The following is a 21,227-nucleotide window of genomic DNA, read 5'->3' on the forward strand; positions in this document are numbered from 1 at the left end:
TTCTCGACCCACAGGCCGGTGGCGTCGACCAGGATCCGGGCGCGGCGGTTCGCCCAGTTGGAGAGGAAGAGGAACACCCCGACCACGCCGAGCAGCAGCATGAGGACGAGGCCCACGTACCCGGCCGGGCCGGACGTCCCGTTCTGGTGGCGCTGGTCTGCCTCGTCGTGATCGTGGGGCAGCTCACGAGCGATGCGCAGGTGGGTGCGGGGACCGTGGTGTACGGCTTGAGCTTCACCTCCGCGGGGCTCGGCGTGGAGTTGGCGCGGCGCGGACACACCCGCCTGGCCATGATGGCGGTCATCTTCGCGGCGGCGGGCGCCTCACTTGCGGACGCGATGCACTGACCCGATCGAGGCAGAGGACGCCGAGGCTTTCTACCGCAGGCGTCACGACTGACGCTGCTTCCGGTACAGCGCGATCGCCTCCTCCGACGGCAGGTTCGGGACGGTGACCGTCTCGCCGGTGTCCTTGACGACCACGATCTTGCTGCCACCGGGCGGAGCCGGCTGAGGCCGTCCGGCGGCGTCCGTGACCGGCGGGAACACCGCGTACACCAGGTACCCGATGTCGAACTCCGTCACCCGCAGCTCGGCCGGAGTGCCGTCCGGCAGCGTGGGCAGCGCGTACCGGCCGCGCACGATGGCGAGGGCCTGCTCGGAGGTCACGGGCTGCTCTCCTCGTCGTAGCGGGCCGGTCAGAACAACCCATGCCACATCTGCTCGACAATCAGCGACCACCACGTCTCCGCGTTCCCCAGCGCCGACGCGTCCACAGCCGCCAACTGCTCCTGCAGCGCCGCCACTTCCGCACCGGCCGTCACCGGGTCCAGCCCCTGCATCCGCTGCCGCGCGGCGTCGAGCAGGCTCAGGGAACGGGCGAAGGCGGCCACAGATACATTGACGTAGCGCGCCGCGGCCGTGACCGGATCCACCGCCCACAGCGCACCCAGGCCGTCCGGCTGCCCCGTCCCCGGCTGGCACTGCACTGCGATGACCGCGACGCCGTCGAAGCCGATCCGGACCAGATAAGACAGCGCGCCGATCTTCTCCTCGCCAGCCGGGCTGCGCCGCTCGCGCAGATTCGTGGCGACGTCCGTGAACAGGCCGCCCGCCGGAGGCGCGTCGGACCGGTCGGCGGTGAAGAAGAGCGGGAGGTCGGCGGGAAGCCCCGCCCAGGTGAGCGTCGCCCCGGCGGCTTCCGGCAACTGGCTGTCGGCGATGTCGTCGGCGTCGTAACGACGTACGCCGTCCTGGCCGAAGACCTCGACGAGATGCCGGCCGAGCGCCACGTCACGCATCGGCTCAGCCGGCGTCACCTGGGCCGGCACCGGCACGCGGTGCGGGAGCGGCGGCGGCTGCTGACCGGCGATCCGGTGCATCGACTCGACTTGCTCGATCAGCGCCGCGATGCCCTCCGCACGCGCCTCGGGACGGGCCCCGTAGGACTGGGAGCAGGAGAGCTGGGCGTTGCGGAAATTGTTGAGGAGTTCGGCGGTGTAGCCGCCGGGGAGCAGGCTGGGGCGCAGATCGGTGTGGATGGCCACGACATTGTCGGTGGGTACGTTCATCCGCCGCAGTTCGGCCCATGCCTGGTACTCGGCGGGGGGCAGGCCGGGGGCGGAGGTGCGGAAGAGGGTCGTCTCCTCGCCGTTCGCAGGATCGAGGTAGGTGAAGACGGCCGTGTTGCCGGGCCCGGTGACCGGACGGGCAGCCCCCTCGGACGAGCCCCCGTGCTTCTGCCGGTACATCCGGACGACCTCGTCCACCGGCACCGACGGCCACACCGTCAGCTCGCCGCTGCCACGGTCCACGACCCCGCACGCGTTGCCGATGTCGGCCGGCGGCCGCCGCTCCCCGGTCTCCGGGTCACGCTCGGGCTCCGCGGGCGCCGCCCACACGACCCAGCCCAGGTCGAACTCCTGCATCCGCACCTCGCGACGCGGCTCGGTGGAGCCTTCCGGGTTGAGCCAACGGTCGGCGATGGCGAGCGCCTGCTCCTGGCTGGTCACGGGGTGGCTCCTTCGGAGTGTTCGGTCGAGAGGGGAGGAGGAAGGATGACGTACGCGACTACGAGGCTAGCTCCGCGCCCGTCGCGTGGATCCGGAGGGCCTTGGCCCCGCGCTCGGTGGCGAGCAGGAGGACGCCGTCCAGGGACAGGTCGGCCGCGGTGAACGGCGTATCGGAGATCAGCGCGGCCACGACTGTCCGATCCGCCCGCTCCCAGACCCGCAGATAGTCGGCACCGCGACTCAGGCCCAGCGGAGCAGCGGCACGTTCCTCCTCCGAGGGGCGCAGAATCTGCTCGGGATCGGCATCCCCGAGGTGACCAGGCTCTACGAGGCCATGGACCAGCACCGCAGGATCGCCCGACGCACCGACCGGCCGCGCGCCGGGCGTCCCTGCGGGCACGACCAGCACGGCGACCGGGGTGGCCGATCCGTCGGGGCCCGGCAGACTGCCGACGGTCACGGCGGTGACGCCGGACAAGGGCAGGCTCCACAGCGTCTGCCAGGGCAGCTCCAGGCCGAGCCGTCCGCGGATCGCCTCGGCGTACTCGGGCAGACCATCCTCGACGAACGCGGTCTCCAGCAGCGCGGCACGCAGCAGGACGGGCGCCTGGGTGCGGGTCAGCAGCGGCGCCGTACGCAGATAGGTACGGGCCGGTGCGCCCAGCTCCTCGGTCGGTACGGCCTCGATCGCGGCGCGCAGGGGCACCGGATCAGCGTGGACGAACAGGGCGGGATCCGTGAGAAGTTGGGGCAGCAGCCCCGCTTCCAGGGTGTGGCCGGCGATGTGGTCGCGCACATAGGGGTCGGCCTTGCCCCAGTCCTGTTCCGGCACGGCCTCCAGCAAGGCCATAGCGATCTGGGTCTGGGCGGCGGCGACGCCGGGCAGACCGGCGCGGATCTCGTCGGCGAGGGCCGGGTGCAGCAGCCGTAGCAGCGTGCGGCCGCCGTCCTCGGTGTCCTGTTCCTCGGGCTGCACGAACGGCGCGGCGAGCAGCATCCCGCCCGCGAGCTCCTGACTCATGTCCCGCTCGGCGACCGCGCTCGCCAGCCTCGCCCACAGCTGGACCGGTATGCCGCCGGCCTCGGCCAGGGCAAGGGGCGCCAGCAGCAGCCGCAGCGTCCGCGGGTCGGCGCCGAGCCGCCCGGCGTGCAGGTCCAGAGCCTCACTGACAGACGTCGGCAGGAAGCGCTCGTCGTCGGGGTCGAAGCCCTCCGGCGCCATCAGCACGCAGTTGACGGCGAGTTGGACGACCAGCGGACTGGTGCCGGCCCGGCGCCCGATGGCCGTTCCCAGGGCGAGACGGGCGGCCGGATCCACCGTGAACGGCAGCTCCGGCGCCCCGAACCGCGGGTCCAGCGCCGCCTGCGCGTGCAGCACCAGGCCCTCGGGATCGGCCCACGCCGGCTCGTCCAGATCGATGACCTGAACTGTGCCGGACGGCAGCCCCCCCGCCAGCTCGGCGGCCAGCGGGCGCGGCACCTCGGCCAGCAGCCGGACCGTCTCCGTGGCGGCCAGCGGGGCGAGCACCTCACGCACAAGCCGTGCGGGTTCGCCTGCCGCCCGCACCGGTCCCGCACGATCGACGTCCGGTACGACGACGGTGACCGGCTCCTCAAGCGCGGCCAGTTCGGCGTACACGCCCTCGACGCTGGTGGCGTTCAGCTCATAGTGGTCGGCGAGCAGCCACAAGACCTGGGCCGCGGTCAGCTCTTCGGGGGCGGGCACGGCCGGGGCCGGCAGCTCCGGCGGCACCGTCGACGGATCCATCTCGTCCAACGGCAGCTGCTTGCGGTACTCCGGATCGCACAGCATCAGAAACCCGGTGAGCAGCCGCGAACGCCCGCTGCCGGAACCGCCGGTGACCACGACCACGCGCGGAGCGCCGACCGCGGCCCCACGCCATGCGGTGAGCGCGCGCAGTGCGGCGGTCCGGCCACCTATGTGTGGGTGCGGTGCGAAGTCCTCGCTCGAGCCGGTCATGGGTCCCCGTCCTCCGCCGTCGCGGATGCCTACTCGTACGACCTTGATCCTAGGCGCCGCGCCGGACGACGTACGTCCTGAGGCGGGCTACTCCGCGACCAGCCCACCGTTGTGCGGCGCCGGCTCCAGATCGAACTCCCCATCCCGTGCCCCCAGCACGAATGCACGCCACTCCGCCTCGGTGTACCGCAGGACCGTGTCCGGGTCGAGGGAGGACCGCATGGCCACCGCGCCCTCGGGCAGGTACGCGATCTCGACGCGCTCCTCGTCCTGCTCGGTACCGGGCGCGCAGTGCCACTCGACGCCGGAGATGTCGAGCGCGTAAAGCTCGTCGCGCTCGCGCTCCTTGCGTGCCTTGACGTCCTCGGCGATGCCCTCGGCCTGAGTCCCGACCTCGTTGTCCCGTGCCTCGGTCATGCTGCTGGGCCTCTTCCTCACGTGCGGATGACGAACGTCCCTCACCCTACTGGCGCAGGCCGTCCCGCATCTGCCCGTCCGGCATCAAAGGTCCTGGTGAGGCCGCAATCTGGCGTGCACGCCGTTGGACGGCACCTGGACCTGGCCGTCGTACTGGGCCATCGTCTCCTTCCAGATGGCGTCCTGCGCGGCCTCGTTCTGTTCGTGCGCCACGCCCATCTTGCCGAAGGCGACGCCCATGCCGGCGATGCGCTCCGCCAGGCTGGCCATGGACTCGTACATGCCGTCGCGCAGACCCTCGTAGGCGACACCGAACTTCTCGCCCATGTCGTCGTCGCCCCAGGGTGGGGTGGAGTCGCTCTTCTCAAGCGCGGTCAGTCCCTGCTGCAGGGCCTTCACGGCCGCGGCGAAGTCCACACCGACGTTGAACATGTGGAAGCCCTCGGTCTTGAGGACCTGAGGATCGGAATCCATGTAGTCCGACGGCACAACTGCCCCCCGTGGCTAATTATTTATGTCCCACCGTGTAAGTCCCACCGTCACCTTAACGGGGAACAGAAAGGGGCGGCACCCTCACGGGTCCCGCCCCTCACAGCATCAACACGGAATATCAGAACCGCGTCGGCAGCCACCCCGTCTGGATCAGCTGACCACCACGCCGGCGCGTGTGGAAGTACCCACGGCCCGGCGGCAGTTGCGTCGCCGTGATGTTGCCGAGCAGCTGGCCCTCCGACCGGTCGCCGGAGAGCACCAGGCCCTGCGCGCCCAGCTCACGCATCCGCTGCATCACCGGCTCGTACAGCGAGCGGCTCGCACCGCCCGAGGACCGCGCGATGATGACGCGCAGACCGACGTCACGGGCGAACGGCAGGTACTCGAGCAGCGGGGCCAGCGGGTTCACGCCGGTCGCCACCAGGTCGTAGTCGTCCACGATGACGAACGCGTCCGGGCTGTTGTACCAACTGCGGTTGCGCAGCTGCTCGGGCGTGACGTCCGGTCCCGGCATCCGGCGGTGCATCGAGCCGGCCAGGCCCTCCAGGGTCTCCGTGAGGGCCGGCGCCGAGGCGCAGTACCGAGACAGGTGCGAGTCGGGCACGCCCTCCAGGTGGGCGCGCCGGTAGTCACCCATGACGATCTTCGCCTGGTCCGGCGTGTACCGCTCGGTGATCTGCTTGACCAGCATCCTGAGCAACGCGGACTTACCGGACTCGCTCTCACCGAACACGATGAACAGCGGGTCGGTCTCGAAGTCCACGAACACCGGCGACAGCGACGACTCGTCGATGCCGATGGCGACACCGCGCTCCGGGTGCTCGAAGCCCTTGGGCAGCCGGTCCGCCGGCATCATCGTGGGCAGCAGTCGTACGGCCGGGGCGTGCTGGCCCTGCCAGTTCTCGTTGATGCCGCTGATCAGGATCGACGCGGCCTCGGACAGGTCGTCCGTCGCCGAGGAGCCGTCGACGCGCGGCAGCGCCGTCATGAAGTGCAGCTTGTCCTGCGTCAGACCACGGCCCGGCACGGTGGCGGGGACGTTCTGCGCGACCTTGCGGTCGATCTCCGACTCCGTCGGGTCACCGAGACGCAGCTCGATGCGGTTCTGGAGCATGTCCTTGAGTGCCGGGCGCACCTCGGTGTAGCGGCTCGCCGTCAGGATCACGTGCACACCGAAGCCGAGACCGCGGGTCGCGATCTCCGTGACGGTCGCCTCCAGCATCTCGTAGTCGGTCTTGAACGTGGCCCAGCCGTCGATGACGAGGAAGACGTCACCCCAGATCTGGTCCGGCAGCTGACCGGCGGCCCGGCGCTGACGGTAGGTCGCCACCGAGTCGACGTTGTTCGCGCGGAAGTACTCCTCACGCGCGTTGAGGATGCCCTCGACCTCGCTGACCGTGCGACGCACCTTCTCCGCGTCGAGACGGTTGGCGACCCCGCCGACATGGGCCAGGTCCTCCATCGAGATCAGCGAGCCACCACCGAAGTCCAGGCAGTAGAACTGCACTTCGGACGGAGTGTGGGTGAGCGCGAACGACGAGATGAGCGTCCGCAGCAGAGTCGACTTGCCGGACTGCGGACCACCGACGAACAGACCGTGGCCGGCGCCGCCCGCGAAGTCCCGGTACAGCACGTCACGGCGCTGCTCGAACGGCTTGTCGACCAGACCGACCGGCACATTGAGCCGGCCGAGCGCCGTGTAGTCGGGCGCGGTCAGGCCACGCTCCGGAGTGACGGCGAGCTGCGGGAGCAACTGCTCCAGCGACGGCGCCTCCTCCAGCGGGGGCAGCCATACCTGGTGGGCGGGCGGACCCTGGTTGATCATGCGGCCGACGAGGACGTCCAGGACGGTGTCGGCGAGCGCGTCGTCCACCCGGTTGTCCGGCTCCGGCTCCTCGATCACCGGCTGCGGCGGCAGCGCCACATGCTCCGCCGAGAACAGCGCGGGCCGCAGCTGCGTCGAGCGGTGCACCCGGGACGGGCCCTCGCCGTGGTACGCCCCCGACACGTACGCCGCCTTGAAGCGGACCATGGTGTCGGTGTCGTACCGCAGATAACCGGAACCGGGGATCGACGGCAGGTGGTAGGCGTCCGGGACACCGATCGCCGTACGCGACTCGGCGGCGGAGAAGGTCCGCAGACCGATCCGGTACGACAGATAGGTGTCCAGGCCGCGCAGCTTGCCCTCTTCCAGACGCTGCGACGCCAGCAGCAGATGGACACCCAGCGAACGGCCGATACGGCCGATCTGGATGAACATGTCGATGAAGTCCGGCTTGGCCGTGAGGAGCTCGGAGAACTCGTCGAGCACGATCACCAGCGAGGCCATCGGCTCCAGCGCGGCGCCGGCGGCTCGGGCCTTCTCGTAGTCGTGCAGGTTGGCGTAGTTACCCGCCGAGCGCAGCAGTTCCTGGCGGCGCTGCGTCTCACCCATGATCGAGTCACGCATACGGTCGACCAGGGTGAGGTCGTCCGCGAGGTTGGTGATCACGGCCGCGGTGTGCGGCATGTCCGCCATGCCGGCGAAGGTCGCACCACCCTTGAAGTCCGCGAGGATGAAGTTCAGCGTCTCCGACGAGTGCGTCACCGCCAGACCGAGCACCAAGGTACGCAGCACCTCGGACTTGCCGGAACCGGTGGCGCCGACGCACAGACCATGCGGGCCCATGCCCTCCTGCGAGGCCTCCTTGAGGTCCAGCATGACCGGCTCGCCGTTCTCACCGACACCGATCGGCACCCGCAGCCGCTCGTGCAGCGTGCGCGGACGCCAGGTGCGGGAGACGTCGACCGTGCCCGCGTCGCCGATGCCCATGAGGTCCGTGAAGTCCAGGTTGGACAGCAGCGGCTCGCCCTCCTCCGCGGAGCCGACCCGGAAGGGGGCCAGCTGCCGCGCGAGGGACTCGGCCTGCGCCGGGTTCAGCACATCGGGCTTGCCGGTGTACGCCGACTCGTGGCCGACGAACAGCCGCATCCGGTCCGGCTTCGCGTAGACGGTCAGACCGGCGCGCAGCTCCTCCTCCAGCGGGCCGGGGGAGATCTCCAGGAACGTGACGCCCTGCAGGCCCTCGGCGCTGGCCAGTTCGGAGTCCGGCGGCACGGTGCCGCCGTCCAGCACCACGATCAGGTGCGGCTGGTCGTAGACGGGAGTCGCCTCACGGTTCCAGCGGGACCGGTCGCCCAGCTGGTCCGCCAGTGCCTCCTCCAGCTCACCGAGGTCGTCGAAGAGGAGCCGGGTCGAACCGGCGCCGTCCTTGATCTTCGGGTGCTGGCTGTGGGGCAGCCACTTGATCCAGTCCCAGTCCGCCGCCGCGGAGGGGTGCGCCACGACCGCGATCATCAGGTCCTCGGGCGAGTGCAGCGTCGCCAACTGGGACAGGGCCGAGCGGGCATTGCCGTAGACCGTGTCCGACTCGCCGCAGATCGTCACGTGGTAGAAGGCACGCAGCGAGATCGACACGGGTAGATCGGCCAGACTGCCGTGCGCGTCGAGGAAGGCCTTCATGGCCGCCGCGGTCAGCGGCTCCAGCTCCTCCTTGGGTGCCGTCTCCGGCGCGACCAGCGGGGTGTTGAGCTGCTGCACACCGCGCCCGATCCGCACGGAGGCGAAGTCCGCGTCCGTCGGACGCCGCTCCCACAGCCGCTTGCCGTCGGCCGCCACCGCCCACAACTGCTCCGGGTCGGGATGCTGGAAGAGCTGGCTCTGCCGCTGCAGCTCCGCGGTCTTGTGCACGTCCTTGCGGACCTGCTCCAGGTAGCGGAAGTAGTCACGCCGGTCCTGGGCCATCCCCGCGCCGCCGCCCTGACGGGACTTGGCGAACTGGGCGATGGCCATGGCCAGCGTCGAGGCCAGCATCAGCCCGCCGACCACCCTCATATAGGAGGGCAGGTTGGGCATGAAGAAGAAACCGACGGAACCCAGCATGCCCATCATGGGCAGCAGGTTCATGAGCATGCTCTCGTCGCCCTCGCGAGGGATCTCGGGAGGCGTCTCCAGTTTGACCTCGCCGTCAGGGACGGTCGGGGGCACTATCCGCGGTGGTCGCTTGATGATGACGACGCTCACCGATGCACTCATCCTTCGCGATTGATACGTACGTCCTGGCACCGACGCCCCCGTTGTACCGCGACGTGTTCTTCGTTCGCGTAGGCGTCGTTCGCGTAGAGGTCGATCCTACTGATGCCTCGGGTGCCCGAGGGAGGGAGGCGGATGGAGATGCGGCGCAGGTCCTGAGAGGAATGCGGGAGGTAGGTCCTTCGCCGGGTGTGGCAGCGGATAAGGTGGCGACCCGCGCCGTAGGAGCGGTGCGAAGAGCCTTGTCTAGCAGGGGGAACACCAGGTGAGCACGGGGACTTCGACAGGTTTCTGCCGAATCACCATCGCAGCGCCGGACAGTCGCGTCGATGTCGCGCTGCCGGAGGACCTGCCGATCCAGGACCTCTTTCCCGAGATCGTCAGACTCTCGGGCCTGGTCCAGTCGGACACAAGTCCCGCCGGTTACCACCTTGTGACCCGCGAGGGCCAAGTGCTGGACGCCAGCCGATCGTTGCTCGAGCACCGCGTCCGGGACGGCGAGGTGCTGCTGCTGCGCACCTTCGCCGACTCCCTGCCGCCTGCCGTGCACGACGACGTGGTCGACGCCATCGCCGCCGCGGTCAAGCAGGACGTCCGCAGCTGGAACGACAACCTGATGCGGGTCGCCGGCCTGGTCGCGGGATCGCTCCTGCTGATCATGCTCGGCTTCGTCTTCTGGTTCGCGGATCCGCTACGGCACGACATGCACGGCCTCCAGGGCATCCTGGCCGGCGTCACCGCGCTCGCCCTGATGTCACTGGCCGGCGTACGGGCCCGGGTGTACGACGACCGCGGCTCCGCCGTCGCACTCGGCATCTCGGCCCTGCCGCACGCCCTCATCGCGGGCTCCGGCGTCATCGCCCAGGACGCGGGTGAGGGTCCCGGCCGGATCCAGTTCCTGGTCGGCTGTGTCGCCGTACTCCTCTGCTCCGTCGTACTGATCATGCTGCTGCCGCAGGGCGACGCCCCGTTCGTGGCCGCCGCGCTCGCCTCAGCGATCGGCACCCTCGCCGTGTTCTGTGGTGTGCTCACCGAGGCCGAGCCCCGCGAGATCGCCGGCGGCACCTCGGTCGTCGCGTTGGCGGTGGTCGGGTTCCTGCCCGGCTGGTCGGCCCGGTTCGCCAAGCTCCCGATCGGTTTCCGCAACCCCGAGGAACTGGCCCGCGCGCGTCGCGACGGCCAGGAAGGCGACCTCGAGGCCGTGGACGTCCAGCGCATCGTCGCCCAGACCAGCCGGGGTCATGAGCTGCTGCTCGGCCTGGTCGGCGGCTGCGCCGCGGTCATCGTCGGCGCCGGCGGCGCCGTGCTCGGCTTCAGCGACAGCGGCTGGGCCCAGCTCCTCGCGCTGTGCACCGGCCTCGCCGCCATGCTGCGCGCCCGCCTGTTCCGCTACACCGCCCAGGTCACCTGCCTGTTCGTGGCCGGTGTCGTCACCCTGGCCCTGCTGGTCCTCGGCCTCGCGATCTCGCCGCCCGCCGACATCATCATCGAACTGCTCAAGGACAACTCGGGACCGGTCAACGTCCGCACCCTGTGGCTCGCCGCCTCGGTCGGCGCGGGCGTGCTGCTGCTGATCGCGATCGCCCTGATCGTCCCGCAGAAGGGGCTCTCCCCGTTCTGGGGCCGCATGCTGGACCTCGCGGACTCGCTGGTCCTGCTGTCCCTGGTCCCGATCTGCCTGGCCGTGCTCGACATCTACGCCAAGGTCCGCGGCGGTATTTGACCGACTGAGGCCGGTATCCGACCGAAGAGGGCGCCTGACAAGGGCGCCCTCTTGTGCTGGTACGCTGTGTGACGGCCGTTTGTGTACGCGCCCCCGGTCCACCTGGGGGCAGCGCCCAGCGGATCCCCGCCTCCCGAGTCACGGAAGCTCCCCTGAGATGCAGACCAGGGGCACTCGGTGGCAACAGAAGACTCATGAGGAGTACACGTGTCGCTCGACACCGCCACGAAGAAGCAGATCATCGCCGAGTTCGGTACCAAGGAGGGCGACACCGGCTCCCCCGAGGTCCAGGTCGCCATGCTCTCGCGTCGCATCTCGGACCTGACCGAGCACCTCAAGACCCACAAGCACGACCACCACTCCCGTCGTGGTCTGCTGATCCTCGTCGGTCAGCGCCGTCGCCTGCTGCAGTACCTGGCGAAGAAGGACATCCAGCGCTTCCGTACGCTGGTCGACCGCCTCGGCATCCGTCGCGGTGCGGCTGGCGCGAAGTAAGACGCCATGAGGGGAGCGGTTCCCGGAGAGATCGGGAGCCGCTCCCTTTGCCGTACGTATGGAAACGTGCGGAGTATCACACCCGCTTTGTAGTGTGGTAGCACAACGCAGTGACACGAGGAGAAGTGCACCTCGCCGCCGCCGGTCCTCGGTAGTGGCCCCCGGGCGATGCGAACCCCGGGTGCTTCGATCGAAGACCGGCCCGCACCAGACGGCGCGCTTCTCCGCCCACGTCCCTCCGCCACACGGGTGGACGGGACAAAAGACGAAACAGACGAAAAGTAACGGAGAAAACGCTAGTGGAGAACGAGACCCACTACGCCGAGGCCGTCATCGACAACGGCTCCTTCGGCACCCGCACCATCCGCTTCGAGACGGGCCGCCTGGCCAAGCAGGCCGCCGGCTCCGCCGTGGCGTACCTGGACGACGACACCATGGTGCTGTCGGCCACCACCGCCTCCAAGAACCCCAAGGACCAGCTCGACTTCTTCCCCCTCACGGTGGACGTCGAGGAGCGCATGTACGCGGCCGGGAAGATCCCCGGTTCCTTCTTCCGTCGTGAGGGCCGGCCCTCCGAGGACGCGATCCTCACCTGCCGCCTCATCGACCGCCCGCTGCGCCCGTCCTTCAAGAAGGGCCTGCGCAACGAGATCCAGGTCGTCGCCACGATCATGGCGCTCAACCCCGACCACCTGTACGACGTCGTGGCGATCAACGCCGCCTCCGCGTCGACGCAGCTGGCCGGTCTGCCCTTCTCCGGCCCGATCGGCGGCGTCCGCGTCGCGCTGATCCGCGGCCAGTGGGTGGCCTTCCCGACGCACACCGAGCTCGAGGACGCCGTCTTCGACATGGTCGTCGCGGGCCGCACCCTGGAGGACGGCGACGTCGCGATCATGATGGTCGAGGCCGAGGCCACCGAGGGCACCATCAAGCTGGTCCAGGGTGGCGCCGAGGCCCCGACCGAGGAGGTCGTCGCCGCCGGTCTGGAAGCCGCGAAGCCCTTCATCAAGGTCCTCTGCAAGGCCCAGGCCGACCTCGCCGCGAAGGCCGCCAAGCCGACCGGCGAGTTCCCGATCTTCCTGGACTACCAGGACGACGTCCTCGAGGCTCTGGCCGCCGCCGTCAAGCCGGAGCTCGCCTCCGCGCTGACCATCGCCGGCAAGCAGGAGCGCGAGTCCGAGCTGGACCGCGTCAAGGCGCTCGCCGCCGAGAAGCTCCTGCCGGAGTTCGAGGGCCGCGAGAAGGAGATCTCCGCCGCGTACCGCTCCCTGACCAAGCAGCTCGTCCGCGAGCGCGTGATCAAGGAGAAGAAGCGCATCGACGGCCGTGGCGTCACGGACATCCGTACGCTCGCCGCCGAGGTCGAGGCCATCCCGCGCGTGCACGGCTCCGCGGTGTTCGAGCGTGGCGAGACCCAGATCCTGGGCGTCACCACGCTGAACATGCTCCGCATGGAGCAGCAGCTCGACACCCTCTCCCCGGTGACGCGCAAGCGCTACATGCACAACTACAACTTCCCGCCGTACTCCACCGGCGAGACCGGCCGCGTCGGCTCCCCGAAGCGCCGCGAGATCGGCCACGGCGCCCTCGCCGAGCGCGCCCTCGTGCCGGTCCTGCCGACGCGCGAGGAGTTCCCCTACGCGATCCGCCAGGTCTCCGAGGCGCTGAGCTCCAACGGCTCGACGTCCATGGGCTCGGTCTGCGCCTCCACCATGTCGCTGCTGAACGCCGGTGTGCCGCTGAAGGCCCCCGTCGCCGGTATCGCCATGGGCCTGATCTCCCAGGACATCGAGGGCGAGACCCACTACGTCACCCTCACCGACATCCTCGGTGCGGAGGACGCCTTCGGTGACATGGACTTCAAGGTCGCCGGCACCAAGGAGTTCGTGACCGCCCTCCAGCTCGACACCAAGCTGGACGGCATCCCGGCCTCCGTCCTGGCCGCGGCCCTGAAGCAGGCCCGTGACGCCCGCCTCCACATCCTCGACGTGATGATGGAAGCGATCGACACGCCGGACGAGATGTCCCCGAACGCGCCGCGGATCATCACCGTGAAGATCCCGGTCGACAAGATCGGTGAGGTCATCGGCCCCAAGGGCAAGATGATCAACCAGATCCAGGAGGACACCGGCGCCGAGATCACGATCGAGGACGACGGCACCATCTACATCGGTGCCGCCGACGGCCCGGCCGCCGAGGCCGCCCGTACGACGATCAACGGCATCGCCAACCCGACCATGCCGGAGGTCGGCGAGCGCTACCTGGGTACGGTCGTCAAGACCACGACCTTCGGTGCGTTCGTGTCACTGCTCCCGGGCAAGGACGGTCTGCTGCACATCTCGCAGATCCGCAAGCTCGCCGGCGGCAAGCGCGTGGAGAACGTCGAGGACGTCCTCGGCGTGGGCCAGAAGGTCCAGGTCGAGATCGCCGAGATCGACTCCCGCGGCAAGCTCTCCCTCGTCCCCGTGATCGAGGGCGAAGACGACGCCGACAAGAAGGACGACGCCGACCAGTGACGTCGAGTAACTCCACGGCGACGGCCCGCACCTCTTCGGAGGCGCGGGCCGTCGCCCGTACCCAAACCCTGATCAAGGGCGAGAACGGCATCGGCACCGTCCGCAAGACCACCCTCCCGGGCGGCCTGCGCATCGTCACCGAGACCCTGCCCTCGGTCCGCTCCGCGACCTTCGGCATCTGGGCACACGTAGGCTCCCGCGACGAGACGCCGACGCTGAACGGCGCCACGCACTACCTGGAGCACCTGCTCTTCAAGGGCACCACCCGCAGGTCGGCGCTGGACATCTCGTCCGCCATCGACGCGGTCGGCGGCGAGATGAACGCCTTCACGGCGAAGGAGTACACGTGCTACTACGCGCGCGTGCTCGACACCGACCTGCCGCTCGCCATCGACGTCGTCTGCGACATGCTCACCGGCTCGCTGATACTCGAAGAGGACGTCAACGTCGAGCGGGGCGCGATCCTCGAAGAGATCGCCATGACCGAGGACGACCCGGGCGACTGTGTGCACGACCTGTTCGCGCACACCATGTTCGGCGACAACCCCCTCGGCCGCCCGGTCCTCGGCACCGTCGACACCGTCAACGCCCTCACCGCCGACCGCATCCGCCGCTTCTACAAGAAGCACTACGACCCGACGCACCTGGTCGTGGCCGCCGCCGGCAACATCGACCACAACAAGGTCGTACGACAGGTCCGCGCGGCCTTCGACAAGGCGGGCGCCTTCAAGAACGGCGACGCGGCTCCGATCGCCCCGCGCAACGGCAGCCGTGCCCTGCGCACCGCAGGCCGCGTCGAACTCCTCGGCCGCAAGACCGAGCAGGCCCATGTCGTCCTCGGCATGCCCGGCCTGGCCCGCACGGACGAGCGCCGCTGGGCACTCGGGGTCCTCAACACCGCCCTCGGCGGCGGCATGTCGTCCCGCCTCTTCCAGGAGGTCCGCGAGAAGCGCGGCCTGGCCTACAGCGTGTACTCGTACACCTCCGGGTTCGCCGACTGCGGCCTGTTCGGCGTGTACGCCGGCTGCCGGCCCTCCCAGGTCCACGACGTGCTGAAGATCTGCCGCGACGAACTCGACCAGGTCGCCGAACACGGCCTGTCCGACGACGAGATCGACCGCGCCATCGGCCAGCTCCGCGGCTCCACCGTCCTCGGCCTGGAGGACACCGGTGCGCTCATGAACCGCATCGGCAAGAGTGAGCTGTGCTGGGGCGAGCAGATGTCCGTCGACGACATGCTGACCCGCATAGCGGCCGTGACCCCGGACGACGTCCGCTCGGTCGCCCGCGACATCCTGGGCCAGCGGCCCTCGCTGTCGGTCATCGGCCCGCTCAAGGACAAGCAGGCGTCCCGGCTGAACGACGCCGTCGCCTGACCACCCCCTGCTGAAGGAAGCACAAGAGATGAGCAAGCTGCGCGTGGCGGTCCTCGGCGCCAAGGGCCGGATCGGCTCCGAGGCGGTACGGGCCGTCGAGGCCGCCGAGGACATGGAGCTGGTCGCCGCCCTCGGCCGGGGCGACAAGGTGGAGACCCTCGCGGAGACGGGCGCCCAGGTGGCCGTCGAACTGACCACGCCCGACTCGGTCATGGCCAACCTCGACTACTGCGTGAACCACGGCATCCACGCGGTCGTCGGTACGACGGGCTGGACCGACGAGCGCCTCGCGCAGCTGAACGGCTGGCTGGCCGCCTCCCCGGAGACCGGCGTGCTCATCGCGCCGAACTTCTCCATCGGGGCCGTCCTGAACATGAAGTTCGCGCAGATCGCCGCGCCCTACTTCGAGTCGGTGGAGGTCGTCGAACTGCACCACCCGAAGAAGGTCGACGCCCCGAGCGGTACGGCCACGCGCACCGCCCAGCTCATCGCCTCGGCCCGCGCCGAGGCGGGCACGGCCCCGGCGCCGGACGCCACGGAGACGGCCCTGGACGGCGCGCGCGGCGCGGACGTCGACGGCATCCCCGTCCACTCCGTCCGGCTGCGCGGCCTGCTGGCCCACCAGGAGGTCCTCCTCGGCGGCGAGGGCGAGACCCTCACCATCCGCCACGACTCCCTCCACCACAGCAGCTTCATGCCGGGCATCCTGCTCGGCGCCCGCCGCGTGGTGACCACTCCGGGCCTCACCTTCGGCCTGGAACACTTCCTGGACCTGGGCTGATGCGCGCCAAGCTGTCCTACGCCATAACGGCCGCCGTCCTGGTCGTCTACTTCGTCCTGGTCGGCAGCCGCGGCGTGATGCTCATCCAGTCCGGCACGATCATCACCGTCACCTTCGGCGTCGCGGTGCTGATCCTGCCGGTCATCGGCCTGTGGTTCCTGTGGAAGAACACCCAGTTCGTCCGCAAGGCCAACGCCCTCGCCGCCCAACTCGACGCCGAGGGCGGCCTGCCCGTCGACGAGCTGAAGCGCACGCCCGGCGGACGCATCGACCGCGACTCGGCCGACGAGGTCTTCGCCAAGCGCAGGGCCGAGACGGAAGCGGCCCCCGAGGACTGGCGCAGCTGGTTCCGCCTGGCGGTCGCCTACCACGACGCCCGGGACACCCCGCGGGCGCGGAAGGCGATGCAGCAGGCGATCGCACTCCACGAGGGCAGGACGATCGAGGCCTGAGCCAGCCCGTACGCCGAAGGGGCCGGCCCGCATGCGCTGCGGACCGGCCCCTTCGCCGTACTCGTCGTCGCTCCCGGCTCAGCGGCGCGCGTGCTCCGCCGCCCACGCCTCGACCGCGTCGGCGGCCCGGTCGAACGCCGCGACCCGAGCCAGGAAGTCCGCGTTGTGCGTGGTCATCAGCGTCGGCGCGTCATTCGCCTCCCGACCTCGCCGTACGAGCAGCAGGGCCTGCCCCTGCACGGTCCGCGGCAGCCCCAGCCAGCGCACCGGCTGCTGCACCGTCCGCACGGCGACGACCTCGTCCCAGGGCACCGTACGCGTGACGAGGAAGCCCACCCGGCGCAGCCCGCGCGAGCTCACCCACACGCCGATGCGCAGCAGCCGCAGGGCGCCGACGATGATGGCCAGCGCGATGCCGAAGACCACCGCCGCCGCGTTCACCGTGCCCGTCAGGGCGATGATGACCGCCGCGAACAGCACGAACGAGGCGAGCAGCAGCCCGAGCGCCGCCATGCCCACCCGCCACGGGCCGGGACGGTAGGGACGCCGCCAGCGCTCGTGGTCGTCGAAGGGCAGCGCGACATCGTCGGCCACCTCGAAGGTGCGGTCGGCCGTCAGGAAGGGCAGGGGCACGGCTGGGTCCTCACTCAATCCATGCATGGGCTGTGCCCGGTGAGGCTATCGACCCGCGTCGCCGCTCACCACCCTCGGGGGTCCGGATGGAGTCAGCGCCCTTCGGAGGCCTGTGACTGCTGGTTCTGCGAACCGGTCTCGGTCGACAGGGCCGGCATCCCGACCACCAGCGAGCCGACGAGCCCCGCGACGATGGTGAGCCCCAGCAGCCAGCGTCCGGCTATCTGGCCGATGGACGCCCGCTCGCGGGGCGGGGGAGCGACATTGCTGCGGAATCGGTCGGCTTCGGCGAGGAAGGTGAACGGTACGGACTCGCGCCGACGAAGCATCGGGGGTCTTCTCCTCTCGGGAGCGTCGGGATCGTATGAGCGACCATCACCAACACAGACGAGCGAGTGCCCCAAAAGGTGCCCGGTTTCGCCGAATTCACAGAAATTCGCTGATGTTCGCCGACGTATGTCGCGACCCGGCACCGAACGCCCCGTTGTCAGTGCCGACCCGTAGAGTGGGCGCCGCCCAGAGAAGTGATGGAAGGACCCCCCGAGCCGTGACCGACACCCCCGTCGACGACCCCAAGCCCAGCTTCCGCAGCGATGTCACCGTCGAGCTGGTCAAGCACAGCGCGGCCGACTCCGACGTGCTGTGGGCCGCCCGCGTCTCCACCGCCGGTGAGCAGTCCCTGGAGGAGCTGCAGAAGGACCCCGAGCGCTCCAAGGGCCTGATCAACTACCTGATGCGGGACCGGCACGGCAGCCCCTTCGAGCACAACTCCATGACCTTCTTCATCAGCGCCCCGATCTTCGTCTTCCGCGAGTTCATGCGGCACCGCGTGGGCTGGTCGTACAACGAGGAGAGCGGCCGCTACAGGGAGCTCCAGCCCGTCTTCTACGTCCCCGACGCCTCCCGCAAGCTGGTCCAGGAGGGCCGCCCGGGCAAGTACGTCTTCGTGGAGGGCACCCAGGCCCAGCAGGAGCTGGTCGGCCGCACCATGGAGAACTCCTACCGGCAGGCGTACGAGGCCTACCAGGAGATGCTCGCCGCCGGCGTGGCCCGCGAGGTCGCCCGGGCCGTCCTCCCGGTCGGCCTGTTCTCCTCGATGTACGCCACCTGCAACGCACGCTCGCTGATGCACTTCCTCGGCCTGCGCACCCAGCACGAGCTGGCCAAGGTCCCGTCCTTCCCGCAGCGGGAGATCGAGATGGTCGGCGAGAAGATGGAGGCGGAGTGGGCGGGGCTCATGCCGCTGACGCACGCCGCCTTCAATGCGAACGGCCGCGTGGCGCCGTAACGCACCGCAGGCACAGCCGCAGGCGTCAGCCTCATGAAGTGTCCGTATTGCGGCATTTAGAGAAGTTCATCTAGCCTGATCAAACGGACCCGGCACTGCTTGAACCCCCGAGCAGGCAGTGCCGGGCTCCATATTTGTCCTGACTTTCCCGCACCCCCCGAGGGCAGACCAGGCCGTGCGCAACGAGTAGCGTGTAACCCATGGCTCCGACCTCCACTCCGCAGACCCCCTTCGGGCGGGTCCTCACCGCCATGATCACGCCCTTCACGGCGGACGGCGCACTCGATCTCGACGGCGCGCAGCGGCTCGCCACGCACCTGGTGGACGCAGGCAACGACGGCCTGATCATCAACGGGACCACCGGCGAGTCCCCCACCACCAGCGACGCGGAGAAAGCGGACCTCGTACGAGCGGTACTGGAGGCGGTCGGCGACCGAGCCCATGTCGTGGCCGGCGTCGGCACCAATTCCACCCACCACAGCCTGGAGCTCGCCCGCACGGCACAGCAGGTGGGCGCACACGGCCTGCTGGTCGTCACGCCGTACTACAACAAGCCCCCGCAGGAGGGCCTGTACCGCCACTTCAAGGCCATCGCCGACAGCACCGAGCTGCCGGTGATGCTCTACGACATCCCCGGCCGCAGTGGCGTCCCGATCAACACCGAGACCATTGTCCGCCTGGCCGAGCACCCGCGCATCGTCGCCAACAAGGACGCGAAGGGTGACCTCGGCCGAGCCAGCTGGGCCATCGCACGCTCCGGCCTCGCCTGGTACTCCGGCGACGACATGCTGAACCTTCCGCTGCTCTCCGTGGGCGCGGTCGGCTTCGTCTCGGTCGTCGGCCACCTCGTCACCCCCGACCTGCGCGCGCTCGTCGACGCGCATGTCTCCGGCGACGTCCAGAAGGCCACGGAGATCCACCAGAAGCTGCTCCCGGTCTACACCGGCATGTTCCGCACCCAGGGCGTCATGACGACGAAGGCCGCGCTCGCCCTCCAGGGCCTGCCCGCCGGGCCGCTGCGCGCCCCCATGGCGGAGTGCTCGCCCGAGGAGATCGAGCAGCTCAAGATCGATCTTGCCGCAGGCGGGGTACAGCTCTGACACCAGACTTCGCGCGCCTGGCGCGCAGCAGACTCCACAACTGAATAAGCGGGCCACCGGTGCCTGCGCACTACACACAACGACAACTGCTTCTGCACGAACGTCACGCGCGCCACGTGCCCGACCGGTACGTGGCGCGCGTGGTGAGGAGAGTCTTTTGAGTCATCCGCATCCTGAACTCAGCCCGCCCCCGCCGCTCCCCGAAGGCGGCCTACGGGTCACCCCACTCGGCGGCCTCGGCGAGATCGGCCGAAACATGACGGTCTTCGAGTACGGCGGCCGTCTGCTGATCGTCGACTGCGGAGTGCTCTTCCCGGAGGAGGAGCAGCCCGGAATCGACCTGATCCTGCCGGACTTCTCGTCCATCCGGGACCGCCTCGACGACATCGAGGGCATCGTCCTCACCCATGGCCACGAGGACCACATCGGCGGCGTCCCCTTCCTCCTCCGCGAGAAGCCGGACATCCCGCTGATCGGCTCCAAGCTGACCCTCGCCCTGATCGAGGCCAAGCTCCAGGAGCACCGCATCCGCCCCTACACCCTCGAAGTCGCGGAGGGCCACCGCGAGCGCATCGGCCCCTTCGACTGCGAGTTCGTCGCGGTCAACCACTCCATCCCCGACGCCCTCGCGGTCGCCATCCGCACCCCTGCGGGCATGGCGGTCCACACCGGCGACTTCAAGATGGACCAGCTCCCGCTGGACAACCGCCTCACCGATCTGCACGCGTTCGCACGCCTGAGCGAAGAGGGCATCGACCTCCTCCTCTCGGACTCGACGAACGCGGAGGTCCCGGGCTTCGTCCCGCCCGAGCGGGACATCTCCAACGTCCTGCGCCAGGTCTTCGCGGGCGCCCGCAAGCGCATCATCGTGGCGAGCTTCGCCAGCCACATCCACCGCATCCAGCAGATCTTGGACGCGGCCCATGAGTACCGCCGCAGGGTTGCCTTCGTCGGCCGCTCGATGGTCCGCAACATGGGTATCGCCCGAGACCTCGGCTACCTGAAGGTCCCGCCGGGCCTCGTGGTGGACGTCAAGACCCTGGACGACCTCCCGGACAGCGAGGTGGTCCTGGTCTGCACGGGCTCCCAGGGCGAACCGATGGCGGCCCTGTCCCGCATGGCCAACCGCGACCACCAGATCCGCATCGTCGACGGCGACACGGTGATCCTGGCGTCGTCCCTCATCCCCGGCAACGAGAACGCGGTCTACCGCGTCATCAACGGCCTGACCCGCTGGGGCGCGAACGTCGTCCACAAGGGCAACGCCAAGGTCCATGTCTCGGGCCACGCCTCGGCCGGCGAGCTGCTGTACTTCTACAACATCTGCCGCCCGAAGAACCTGATGCCGGTCCACGGCGAATGGCGCCACCTACGGGCCAACGCCGAACTCGGCGCCCTCACCGGCGTCCCGCACGACCGCATCGTCATCGCCGAGGACGGCGTGGCCGTCGACCTCATCGAGGGCAAGGCCAAGATCTCCGGCAAGGTCCAGGCGGGCTATGTCTACGTCGACGGCCTCTCGGTCGGCGACGTGGGCGAGCCGGCACTGAAGGATCGCAAGATCCTCGGCGACGAGGGCATCATCTCGGTCTTCGTGGTGGTGGACTCCTCCACCGGCAAGATCACGGGTGGCCCGCACATCCAGGCTCGCGGCTCCGGCATCGAGGACTCCGCCTTCGGGGATGTCATCCCGAGGATCACTGAGGTGCTGGAGCGATCGGCCCAGGACGGCGTCGTCGAACCTCACCAGCTCCAGCAACTGGTGCGGCGGACCCTCGGCAAGTGGGTCTCCGACACCTACCGCCGCAGGCCGATGATCCTGCCCGTGGTGGTGGAGGTCTGACGGTCCGTCGGACGTTCGACCGCGTGAACTGGGAGCGGGGGGGGGGG

At 69.6% G+C, this 21,227-nt stretch carries 17 protein-coding genes and 1 pseudogene; 10 read left to right on the plus strand and 8 right to left on the minus strand.

What is annotated here, in order from left to right:
* A pseudogene (locus tag IE325_RS45520) lies at positions 1-347 on the plus strand (hypothetical protein); the annotation flags it as partial.
* 42 nt (positions 348-389) lie between these two features.
* Here IE325_RS45520 and IE325_RS45525 read toward each other — a convergent pair.
* The 6 genes from IE325_RS45525 to eccCa all read right to left on the minus strand — a co-directional run bounded on the left by IE325_RS45525 (position 390) and on the right by eccCa (position 8,964).
* Positions 390-668: an SUKH-4 family immunity protein gene (locus tag IE325_RS45525; RefSeq protein ID WP_229912560.1), complete on the minus strand. Its 279-nt coding sequence runs from the start codon at positions 666-668 to the stop codon at positions 390-392.
* A gap of 29 nt (positions 669-697) precedes the next feature.
* Positions 698-2,011: an SUKH-4 family immunity protein gene (locus tag IE325_RS45530; RefSeq protein ID WP_190076123.1), complete on the minus strand. Its 1,314-nt coding sequence runs from the start codon at positions 2,009-2,011 to the stop codon at positions 698-700.
* Between the two features lie 58 nt (positions 2,012-2,069).
* Positions 2,070-3,992 (minus strand): ATP-binding protein, encoded by a 1,923-nt coding sequence (locus tag IE325_RS45535; RefSeq protein ID WP_190076124.1) that lies wholly within the window; start codon positions 3,990-3,992, stop codon positions 2,070-2,072.
* 87 nt (positions 3,993-4,079) lie between these two features.
* Positions 4,080-4,409 (minus strand): DUF397 domain-containing protein, encoded by a 330-nt coding sequence (locus IE325_RS45540; protein ID WP_190076125.1) that lies wholly within the window; start codon positions 4,407-4,409, stop codon positions 4,080-4,082.
* Between the two features lie 84 nt (positions 4,410-4,493).
* Positions 4,494-4,883 carry a hypothetical protein gene (locus IE325_RS45545; RefSeq protein WP_190076126.1) on the minus strand — a complete coding sequence of 130 codons (390 nt, stop codon included), beginning with the start codon at positions 4,881-4,883 and terminating at the stop codon, positions 4,494-4,496.
* Positions 4,884-5,019: 136 nt separating this feature from the next.
* Positions 5,020-8,964, minus strand: a complete 3,945-nt coding sequence (gene eccCa / locus IE325_RS45550) for a type VII secretion protein EccCa (protein ID WP_190076127.1) — start codon at positions 8,962-8,964, stop codon at positions 5,020-5,022.
* A 274-nt stretch (positions 8,965-9,238) separates the two neighbouring features.
* Between eccCa and eccD the strand changes: the two genes are divergently transcribed.
* The 6 genes from eccD to IE325_RS45580 all read left to right on the plus strand — a co-directional run bounded on the left by eccD (position 9,239) and on the right by IE325_RS45580 (position 16,316).
* Entirely contained in the window at positions 9,239-10,696 is a 1,458-nt protein-coding gene (gene eccD, locus IE325_RS45555; protein ID WP_190076128.1) for a type VII secretion integral membrane protein EccD, read from the plus strand.
* A gap of 207 nt (positions 10,697-10,903) precedes the next feature.
* The gene (gene rpsO, locus IE325_RS45560; protein ID WP_190076129.1) at positions 10,904-11,191 is read left to right on the plus strand and encodes a 30S ribosomal protein S15; all 288 of its coding nucleotides are present in this window, start codon (positions 10,904-10,906) and stop codon (positions 11,189-11,191) included.
* Positions 11,192-11,490: 299 nt separating this feature from the next.
* Positions 11,491-13,707 (plus strand): polyribonucleotide nucleotidyltransferase, encoded by a 2,217-nt coding sequence (locus IE325_RS45565; protein WP_190076130.1) that lies wholly within the window; start codon positions 11,491-11,493, stop codon positions 13,705-13,707.
* Positions 13,704-15,083, plus strand: coding sequence for a M16 family metallopeptidase (locus IE325_RS45570; protein WP_190076131.1), 1,380 nt, complete (start codon positions 13,704-13,706; stop codon positions 15,081-15,083). The genes IE325_RS45565 and IE325_RS45570 overlap by 4 nt, the downstream gene beginning before the upstream one ends.
* Before the next feature lie 28 nt (positions 15,084-15,111).
* A complete protein-coding gene (gene dapB / locus IE325_RS45575; RefSeq protein WP_190076132.1) occupies positions 15,112-15,864 on the plus strand; it encodes a 4-hydroxy-tetrahydrodipicolinate reductase in 753 nt (250 codons plus the stop codon).
* Positions 15,864-16,316 (plus strand): tetratricopeptide repeat protein, encoded by a 453-nt coding sequence (locus IE325_RS45580; protein ID WP_190076133.1) that lies wholly within the window; start codon positions 15,864-15,866, stop codon positions 16,314-16,316. Before dapB ends, IE325_RS45580 begins: the two co-directional genes overlap by 1 nt.
* A 78-nt stretch (positions 16,317-16,394) precedes the next feature.
* Here IE325_RS45580 and IE325_RS45585 read toward each other — a convergent pair whose 3' ends face one another.
* Positions 16,395-16,949 carry an SCO5741 family PH domain-containing membrane protein gene (locus IE325_RS45585; RefSeq protein ID WP_190076134.1) on the minus strand — a complete coding sequence of 185 codons (555 nt, stop codon included), beginning with the start codon at positions 16,947-16,949 and terminating at the stop codon, positions 16,395-16,397.
* Between the two features lie 92 nt (positions 16,950-17,041).
* Entirely contained in the window at positions 17,042-17,278 is a 237-nt protein-coding gene (locus IE325_RS45590) for a hypothetical protein (protein WP_190076135.1), read from the minus strand.
* Between the two features lie 218 nt (positions 17,279-17,496).
* Between IE325_RS45590 and thyX the strand changes: the two genes are divergently transcribed.
* From thyX to IE325_RS45605, 3 genes are all read left to right on the plus strand, one after another.
* A complete protein-coding gene (thyX, locus tag IE325_RS45595; protein ID WP_190076136.1) occupies positions 17,497-18,237 on the plus strand; it encodes an FAD-dependent thymidylate synthase in 741 nt (246 codons plus the stop codon).
* Positions 18,238-18,437: 200 nt separating this feature from the next.
* Positions 18,438-19,337 carry a 4-hydroxy-tetrahydrodipicolinate synthase gene (gene dapA / locus IE325_RS45600; RefSeq protein ID WP_190076137.1) on the plus strand — a complete coding sequence of 300 codons (900 nt, stop codon included), beginning with the start codon at positions 18,438-18,440 and terminating at the stop codon, positions 19,335-19,337.
* Positions 19,338-19,494: 157 nt separating this feature from the next.
* Positions 19,495-21,180 (plus strand): ribonuclease J, encoded by a 1,686-nt coding sequence (locus IE325_RS45605; protein WP_190076138.1) that lies wholly within the window; start codon positions 19,495-19,497, stop codon positions 21,178-21,180.
* The last annotated feature ends 47 nt before the right edge of the window (positions 21,181-21,227 follow it).

The sequence above is a fragment of the Streptomyces lanatus genome (assembly GCF_014655715.1).
GTDB classification, from domain to species: Bacteria; Actinomycetota; Actinomycetes; order Streptomycetales; family Streptomycetaceae; genus Streptomyces; species Streptomyces lanatus.

What these genes read in the sequence shown, in the direction of transcription:
- IE325_RS45540 (WP_190076125.1), bottom strand. Translation starts at nt 4,409, where the DNA reads ATGACCGAGGCACGGGACAACGAGGTCGGGACTCAGGCCGAGGGCATC.
- IE325_RS45535 (WP_190076124.1), bottom strand. Translation starts at nt 3,992, where the DNA reads ATGACCGGCTCGAGCGAGGACTTCGCACCGCACCCACACATAGGTGGC.
- IE325_RS45590 (WP_190076135.1), bottom strand. Translation starts at nt 17,278, where the DNA reads ATGCTTCGTCGGCGCGAGTCCGTACCGTTCACCTTCCTCGCCGAAGCC.
- IE325_RS45580 (WP_190076133.1), top strand. Translation starts at nt 15,864, where the DNA reads ATGCGCGCCAAGCTGTCCTACGCCATAACGGCCGCCGTCCTGGTCGTC.
- dapA (WP_190076137.1), top strand. Translation starts at nt 18,438, where the DNA reads ATGGCTCCGACCTCCACTCCGCAGACCCCCTTCGGGCGGGTCCTCACC.
- IE325_RS45545 (WP_190076126.1), bottom strand. Translation starts at nt 4,883, where the DNA reads ATGGATTCCGATCCTCAGGTCCTCAAGACCGAGGGCTTCCACATGTTC.
- dapB (WP_190076132.1), top strand. Translation starts at nt 15,112, where the DNA reads ATGAGCAAGCTGCGCGTGGCGGTCCTCGGCGCCAAGGGCCGGATCGGC.